The organism is Burkholderia sp. Ac-20344 (genome assembly GCF_017104975.1).
GTDB lineage: Bacteria > Pseudomonadota > Gammaproteobacteria > Burkholderiales > Burkholderiaceae > Burkholderia.
This window is the reverse complement of sequence record NZ_JAAGPP010000291.1, coordinates 1-4,523: the sequence shown is the minus strand read 5'-3', so window position 1 is coordinate 4,523 and position 4,523 is coordinate 1. Positions and strand designations below refer to the sequence as shown.

At 69.5% G+C, this 4,523-nt stretch carries 4 protein-coding genes and 2 pseudogenes; 4 read left to right on the top strand and 2 right to left on the bottom strand.

What is annotated here, in order from left to right:
• Both G3N64_RS40105 and G3N64_RS40100 read right to left on the bottom strand, forming a co-directional pair.
• Nucleotides 1–137 (bottom strand): annotated as a pseudogene (locus G3N64_RS40105) (DNA polymerase ligase N-terminal domain-containing protein); the annotation flags it as partial.
• Nucleotides 119–529 (bottom strand): annotated as a pseudogene (locus tag G3N64_RS40100) (regulator); the annotation flags it as partial. The pseudogenes G3N64_RS40100 and G3N64_RS40105, both read right to left, overlap by 19 nt.
• A 150-nt stretch (nt 530–679) precedes the next feature.
• Between G3N64_RS40100 and G3N64_RS38345 the strand changes: the two are divergent.
• From G3N64_RS38345 to G3N64_RS38330, 4 genes are all read left to right on the top strand, one after another.
• Nucleotides 680–1,933, top strand: a complete 1,254-nt coding sequence (locus G3N64_RS38345) for a lipoprotein-releasing ABC transporter permease subunit (protein WP_205788785.1) — start codon at nt 680–682, stop codon at nt 1,931–1,933.
• 55 nt (nt 1,934–1,988) lie between these two features.
• On the top strand, nt 1,989–2,684 hold the full coding sequence (gene lolD / locus G3N64_RS38340; protein ID WP_034174517.1) for a lipoprotein-releasing ABC transporter ATP-binding protein LolD: 696 nt from the start codon (nt 1,989–1,991) through the stop codon (nt 2,682–2,684).
• A 65-nt stretch (nt 2,685–2,749) separates the two neighbouring features.
• Entirely contained in the window at nt 2,750–3,538 is a 789-nt protein-coding gene (locus tag G3N64_RS38335; RefSeq protein WP_205788784.1) for a TatD family hydrolase, read from the top strand.
• 57 nt (nt 3,539–3,595) lie between these two features.
• On the top strand, nt 3,596–4,523 hold a 928-nt coding region (locus G3N64_RS38330; protein ID WP_205788783.1), incomplete at its 3' end, for a ComEC/Rec2 family competence protein.

Here is a 4,523-nt window from a genome sequence, read left to right as displayed (position 1 = left end):
GGGTCGACGCTCGGCCCCTTCGGCACGGCCCATGACTTCAGCGTGCCGTCGAGCTCGAGGCGGAAGTCGTAGTGCAGCCGCCGTGCGTGATGCTCCTGGATCACGAAGCGCAGCGGCCGGGCCGCGCGACCGCGAGCAGCGCGGCCGCGTCGCCGTCGTCGAGCGCGAGGGCCGCCGGATCGACGAGCACCAGGTGATCGTGCGCGATTTCGACGTGAACGGGCTCGACGCAGGCCCACGCGTGCGCGCCGGGTTCGCCGCCGTCGGCCAGCAGCATGTAGGGCGCGAGCGGCGCCTCGTCCGCGGCGTTGCCCTGGGTCGCGCCGAACTGGCGGGCCAGCCAGCGCTCGTGCGGCAGCGTGCGCTGGAAGTCCTCGCCGGCCACGCGCTCGACGAGGCTGGCGCGGGCGAGCAACTTTTCGAGCGCGGGGCTGTCCAGCGTGTGCAGGGACGAGGCCGCATCGGCCGCCGACGGCAGCGCGAACGGAACGAGAAAATGGAGGCGTCGGTCGTGCATGATGGTGCGCATTGTATGGCAAACTGCGCGCGTGATCGGGCCGGCTGACGGCCCGTTCGCGTCCGGCGGCCGTTTTTCGACCGTGCCCGGGCCGGTGGCCGCCACCGGGCGGCGGTCCGGCCGCGGGGCGCCTCCCCGCCGTAACCAGCAGAAAGGATTCGCTTGAAACTTCCGTATGAATGGCAGATCGGCTGGCGCTACACGCGCGCCGGCAAACGCACGACCGGTAACGGCTTCATTTCCTTCATTGCGCTCGTGTCGATGCTCGGGATCGCGCTCGGCGTCGCGGCGCTGATCGTCGTGCTGTCGGTGATGAACGGCTTCCAGAAGGAAGTGCGCGACCGCATGCTGTCGGTGCTCGCGCACGTCGAGGTGTTCTCGCCGACGGGCTCGATGCCCGACTGGCAACTGACCGCGCAGGAAGCGCGCCGCAATCCGTCGGTGATCGGCGCGGCGCCGTACGTCGACGCGCAGGCGCTGCTCACCCGCCAGGACGCGGTGAGCGGCGTGATGCTGCGCGGCGTCGAGCCGGCGCTCGAGCCGCAGGTGTCGGACATCGGCAAGGACATGAAGGCAGGCCAACTGGCTGCGCTGGTGCCGGGCCAGTTTGGCATCGTGCTTGGCGATGCGCTCGCCGGCAACCTCGGCGTGACGGTCGGCGACAAGGTCACGCTGGTCGCGCCGGAAGGGTCGATCACGCCGGCCGGCATGATGCCGCGGCTGAAGCAGTTCACGGTCGTCGGCGTGTTCGAGTCCGGGCACTACGAATACGACAGCACGCTCGCGATGATCAACATCCGCGATGCCGAGGCGTTGTTCCGGATGGCCGCGCCGACCGGCGTGCGGCTGCGGCTGAAGGACATGCAGAAGGCGCCGGAGGTGGCAGTCGAGCTGTCGCATACGCTGTCGGGCAGCCTGTACATCCGTGACTGGACCCAGCAGAACAAGACGTGGTTCTCGGCTGTACAGATCGAGAAGCGGATGATGTTCATCATCCTCACGCTGATCATCGCGGTGGCCGCGTTCAACCTCGTGTCGTCGCTCGTGATGACGGTGACCAACAAGCAGGCCGACATCGCGATCCTGCGCACGCTCGGCGCGCAGCCGGGGTCGATCATGAAGATCTTCGTCGTGCAGGGCGTGACGATCGGCTTCGTCGGCACGGCGTCGGGCGTCGCGCTCGGCTGCCTGATCGCGTGGAGCATCCCGTGGCTGATTCCGATGATCGAGCACCTGTTCGGCGTGCAGTTCCTGCCGCCGTCCGTGTACTTCATCAGCGAGCTGCCGTCCGAACTCGTCGCGAGCGACGTGATCCGGATCGGGCTGATCGCGTTCGCGCTGTCGGCGGTCGCGACGCTCTACCCGAGCTGGCGCGGTGCGAAGGTGAAGCCGGCGGAGGCGCTCCGCTATGAATGATCGCGCGATCGCATTTGCGGATTCACGACAACACAACAGACAGGATTCGGCAGGTATGCAGGAATACGTGCTTCAGGCGCGCGGGATCACGAAGGCGTTCGTGCAGGGCGGCTTCAACGTGCAGGTGCTCAACAATACCGAGCTGACGGTGCGGCGCGGCGAGAAGCTCGCGGTCGTCGGTGCGTCCGGTTCCGGCAAGAGCACGCTGCTGCACGTGCTGGGCGGGCTCGACGAGCCGAGCGCGGGCGAGGTGTCGCTGCTCGGCAAGCCGTTCACGCAGCTCGCCGAGCGCGAGCGCAACGAATTGCGCAACCGTGCGCTCGGCTTCGTCTACCAGTTCCATCACCTGCTGCCCGAGTTCACCGCGCTCGACAATGTCGCGATGCCGCTGCGCATCCGCCGGATGACGACCGAGGACGCGCGCGAGCAGGCGCAGGCGATGCTCGAGCGCGTCGGTCTCGGCCCGCGTGCGAAGCACCGGCCGGGCGAGCTGTCGGGCGGCGAGCGGCAGCGCGTCGCGATCGCGCGTGCGCTCGTCACGAAGCCTGCGTGCGTGCTTGCCGACGAGCCGACCGGCAACCTCGACGGCACGACGGCCGATACGGTGTTCAACCTGATGCTCGAACTGTCCGAGACGCTCGAAACGAGCTTCGTGATCGTCACGCACGATCCCGATCTCGCCGCGCGCTGCGACCGCATCATGCGGCTGCGCGACGGCGTGCTGCACGAGGAGCCGGCGCTGCCGGTGTAAGAAGCGAACGCGCTTGGGGCTGCCCGGTTCATCCCGGTGCGGCGCCAGGGCGCAGGACTGCCGCCATGTGGATCGACACGCACTGCCATCTCGATGCCGCCGAGTTCGACGCCGACCGCGATGCGGTCACGCAGGCGGCGCGCGCGGCCGGCGTGTCGCGCATCGTGATCCCGAGCGTCGGGCGCGACAATTTCACGACGGTGCGCGAGCTCGCGCAACGCACGCCGGGCGCGGTCTATGCGCTCGGCATCCATCCGATGTACACGCCGCGCGCACGCGACGAGGATCTCGACCTGCTGCGCATGGAGATCGAGGCGAGCCTCGACGATCCGCGCTTCGTCGCGATCGGCGAGATCGGCCTCGACTATTTCGTGCCGGGGCTCGACGAAGCACGGCAGCAATTCTTCTACCAGGGGCAGCTGAAACTCGCGCGCGAATTCGACCTGCCGGTACTGTGCCACGTGCGCAAGTCGCAGGATCGCGTGCTCGCCGGGCTGCGCCGTTCCGGCGTGCGGCGCGGCATCGCGCATGCGTTCAACGGCAGTTTCCAGCAGGCCGAAGCGTATCTCGCGCAAGGGCTGCATCTCGGCTTCGGCGGCAACGTGACCTTCACGCGCGCGCTGCAGATCCGCCGGCTGGCGGCGCAGTTGCCGCTCGATGCGATCGTCGTCGAGACGGACGCACCCGACATCGCCCCCGAATGGGCATACAAATCCCGCAATACGCCCGACCAGGTGCCGCGCATCGGCGACGTGCTCGCCGAACTGCGCGGGCTCGACGCCGGAGCGGTGTCCCTATGCACTTCGGCTAACGCGCTCGCCGCGTTGCCGCGACTCGCCCTTTCGTCCGCATAATCGTTCCCGGAAGGCGCCGCATTCGTCATGGCGGCGCCGATTCGACGAGGAGGGGCGATGCGCGTGTGGTGGATCGCGTTCGCGCTTGGCGTGGTCGTGCTGCAGCGGCAGGCGGCGTTGCCGGGTGCGCTCGCATGGACGACCGGTGCGGCCGTGCTCGTGGGCTGCGTGGCAATGGGAGCGTGGTGTATGCGCCGCCGGCGCACGCGTACGACCGTCGCGTGCGGATGGATGCTGTGTGCGGTCGCGGCCTGCGTCGTCGGGTTCGGCTACGCGGCCGCGCGGGCCGAATGGCGGCTGGACGACAGCCTGCCCGTCGAGTGGGAAGGGCGCGACATCGTCGTCACCGGCGTGATTCGAGGGCTGCCGGTGGTCGACGAGACCGGCGCGCGGCTGCTGTTCGCGGTCGAGTCGAACGATGCGGGGCTCGCCCGTTTTCCGCCGCTGATCCGGCTGTCGTGGCGCGCCTATGGCGCATCGGCGACACGCGACCCCCTTCCCGATCTGCGCGCCGCACAGCGCTGGCGTTTCGTCGTGCGCCTGAAGCGCCCGCATGCCGAGGCCAATCCCGGCGTGCGCGACAGCGAGGCGGCATGGCTTGCCGCAGGCATTCGCGCGATCGGTTATGTCAGCGCGCCCCGGCGGGCGGAATGGCTCGATGCACGCGCATCGGGATGGCGTGCATCGATCGATCGGCTGCGCGACGCGCTGCGGGCGCGTATCGGCGAGACGCTTGGCGGTGACGCCGGCCATCGCGGCATCGTCGCCGCGCTCGCGATCGGCGACCAGTCGGGCATCGGCGACGACGACTGGCGCGTGCTGCGCAACACGGGCACGAGCCACCTGGTCGTGATCTCCGGCCTGCATGTCGGGCTCGTCGGCGCGATCGCCGGCGGGCTCGTGTCGATGGTCTGGCGCCGTCTGCGCTGGCGCGCACGGGCCGCGCCGCTCGTGTTGCCGGCACCGTACGCGGCCGCGCTCGCCG